Below are 3,299 nucleotides of genomic sequence, written 5' to 3' on the forward strand. Positions count from 1 at the left end.
GGGCCGCCGGCCACTCCCGGATCGACCGTGACCAGGCCGACCACGCCCGGCCCGGTCACGCCCGGGGCGGTGGCGCTCGCTCCGGCGATCGTGCTGGCCAGGCCGGGCTTCACCGCCGGCACGACGGCGGCCAGGGCCAGCGAGGCCACGCCGACCGCGTGTGCGAAACCAAGCAGGACCACCGCCAGCACCCGGCCGGCGAGGATCCGGCCGCCGGGGACGCCGTGTCCCTGCGCCTCGAACACCAGATAGCCGGTGGCGGTCGCGAGCAGCACAGCCGAGGCGATCATCGGCCATGCCCAGCCGTCCGGGTGCGCCCAGCCGTCGTCCAGTGAGATCAACGCGACTGCGCCGAGGGCTGCTCCGGCCGGCAGCCGCAGGCACCACAGGCTGGTCATCTCCCGGCGGCCGACAGCGAGCAGGAACATCGCGAGATAGGCGGCCCCGGCCACGGCGGCCACGCCGCGCAGCACCCCGACCGGGTGCCCGTCGAATGCCACGGCCACCGCCGGGGCGACCAAGAGCATCGCCAGCAGCGCGAGGACCACGAGCGGACGGCGGCCGACCGTGGGACGCAGCGTCCGCCAGGCCGGCAGCAGCATGAACCGAGGCAGGAAGGCTTCGCGTACCAGCCAGGACCGGAAGCCCGGGTCGGGATCACCAGCCCCTGACGGCGTCGCGATCTCCCGCATGACGTCCGCGGGCAGCGGCGCGGGAAGCGGCTCGTGCCAGCCGGNAAGCGGCTCGTGCCAGCCGGTGCCGGCGCCGGCGGGGGGTGTGCCACCGGGGGGCGGCGCGGGGGCCGGGCCCACGAAGGCGAGGCGCCGCAGCTCGGCGTCCAGCCTTTCCGTCGACCAGGACAGCAGCCCCGGATGCTCCTCGTGGTTGACGAGATCGAGCGCCCAGTCCAGGCGGGCCTGTTCGGCGCGGGGCAGGAACGCCTCCAGCGACCCGAACGCCCGCCGGACCGGGAAATCAACGGCGGGAAAGCGCCGCGGTGCCCACAGGAGCAGGAAGCGTGTGCGGTGGACCAGCGGCAGGATGCCGGCCGCGCTCCGGTCGCCGGCGGTGGCCGCGTCCGCCAGGACGATCCGGACGGCCTCGACGAGCCGGACCGCGACCAGCCAGCCCTCCTCGACGGACAGCCGCCCCGCCGGCACGGGAGGGCCGGACGGCGAGGGGGCCGGGGCCGGAGCCTGCTCGCCGCGGACGAGCCCGACGGCGAGCGCGGGGAAGATCCTCCTCAGGATCCCCGGCTCCCTGTCGCGTACCTGCGCGGCCAGCCGGTACACGGCCGCGGTGGCGGTGGCCGGGTCGCCCCACCGCTCCCGGGCGTCGGGCAGGCTGACGCTGGAACCGTCGCCGCCGAAACGGACACCACTGGTGGTGTCCCATCCGCCGTCCCGGGGAAAGTCGACGGCGACGGCCGTCCAAGCCGCCGCGTTCGCAACCATTTCGCCGGGCAGGCCTTCGGCAAGTAACCGATCAAGAGTGGTCACACCGCACCTGTCAGTTCTCCGCCAGGTACGGACGCATCGCCGCCAGGCCCCGGCCGAGCGGGGTGAGCCGGACCTCGCAGCCGACCTCGGTGTAGGCAAAGTCGAGCAGCCGCTCGGAATCCTTTGGACGGCGGCCCGTCTCGGCGACGGCGAGCTCGTTCATGTCATCCCTGGTCCTGGTGGCCCGCAGGTAGATCCGCACCAGTTCGTTCGGGTTCTCAGCGGCCGGATTCGCCGCGTCCCCCTCGTGCAGGCAGAAGGCGAACACCTTCGGACGTTCGCCGTTGACGTATTCGGCGAACGAGACCAGGTAGGGCAGCGTGGCCTTGTAGCCGCCGGAAAGGTGCAGGACGAGATCGGTCAGCGGCGGCCGGTGCAGCAGGGCGGCCCATACCAGCGCCTTCGCGACGTTCTCGATGGCCTCGGTGAAGGTCGTCGTCCGGTCGGGCAGCAGCCTGGGAATCCGTAGGACGTGCACGGGCTCGCCGGGCTCGGCCGGCCGTGCGCCGACGGCGCCCCCGAGAAGCGGCACGCCCTCGGCGAGGCTGTCGAGGACCGGCTCGGCGTGCACCCGCACGGGTCGGCGGAACCGGGCGGCGTTCAGCACCGCGGCGAGTACGCCCTCCGCGGTGTCGGACGCCAGCAGGACGATCCGGTCGTCAGCGTCGAGGAACGGCCGGTAACGGTGCAGGCTGGCGACCTCGGCACTGAGTCGCACTGGACGTTGACAGTCCGTAATCGACGCCAGGTAAGGGCCGACCTCGTCCCGGAAGGACTCGGCCCATGTCTGCGGCCGGGCCAGCACGCCCGCGGTGAGCGTCCGCTCCGCCCAGTCGGTCAGGACGCGGACGTCGTCGCTCTCCAGCGAGGTGACGGACCGGGGTGGCCGCAGGTTCGCCAGGATCGACGTGCCACACGGCAGCAGGTGAACGGTCACCCGCGCCCCCCTGCGATCCGCTTTCCGCCGGGGGGCCGCTTTCCGGCGGGGACCGCTCCGGAACCTCCGCCATCGGCGGTATCAGCGGTGCCGGCGGCGGAAGTGTCGGTGCCGGCGGCGGTCTCCGTGGCTTCCACGGTCTCGACGGTGAAGTAGCCGTAGCCGGCGTTGGTCTTCGCGCCGAGGCCCCGGTCCCGCAGCGCCGTCGACAGCCAGGCGACCGGGCCGTCGTCATCGTCGGAGGCGGCAAGCTCGGGCAGGTCCGGGTCGTGCCCCCGGCCGACGATGTGGACGGTGAACGTGACCGCGGAGGTCACCGTGTAGAAGGCCACGGGGACCGGCTGCTGGTACTCCGACGGCGCGGCAGCGGTGGGGTCCCGGTAGTACTCGGGGACGTGCGGGTTCATGATGTCGATCTCCACCCCGGTGTCGGCGCCCCTGGCGGACAGCTCCGGCAGGGCGTCGAGAAACACGAACCGCCCGTCCGAGGGAGAATCATCACTTTCCGTCGCCGCGCCGGACGGCTGCCCGTCGGAAGGGCGACCGGTATTGTCCGCGCCGGTGCCCTCTCCGGCCGGGCCGGTCTCGCCGGGCTCCTTGCCGAAAACGATCCGGCCGTAGTCACGGTAGGACTCGGGGTAGTCCTGCCGGGCGCAGGTCCGGGCCGCGCCCTTCAAGGCCGAGCCGGGCAGCACCGGGACCCCGTAGGTGCCGTGCACGCTCAGGCCGATCTCGGCCGGGGTCTGCTCACCGAGGCCGATCACCACCCGCCACTGCGGACGCACCCGCAGCGTCCGCACCGTCCGGCCCCGCTCCGCCAGGCGTGCGACGGCCGCGTCCAGATCGGGCCCGGCTGAAAAAGG

Annotated in this window: 2 protein-coding genes; both read right to left on the reverse strand. The window is 73.4% G+C overall.

The genetic code is table 11. The annotated features are described in order from the left end of the window. Positions 1-1,509: 1,509 nt before the first annotated feature. Positions 1,510-2,436 (reverse strand): hypothetical protein, encoded by a 927-nt coding sequence (locus FrCorBMG51_RS00300; protein WP_047221156.1) that lies wholly within the window; start codon positions 2,434-2,436, stop codon positions 1,510-1,512. Continuing rightward, the gene (cmr6, locus tag FrCorBMG51_RS00305) at positions 2,433-3,236 is read right to left on the reverse strand and encodes a type III-B CRISPR module RAMP protein Cmr6 (protein ID WP_047221157.1); all 804 of its coding nucleotides are present in this window, start codon (positions 3,234-3,236) and stop codon (positions 2,433-2,435) included. Before cmr6 ends, FrCorBMG51_RS00300 begins: the two co-directional genes overlap by 4 nt. Between the last annotated feature and the right edge of the window lie 63 nt (positions 3,237-3,299).

Source organism: Protofrankia coriariae, assembly GCF_001017755.1.
GTDB lineage: Bacteria > Actinomycetota > Actinomycetes > Frankiales > Frankiaceae > Protofrankia > Protofrankia coriariae.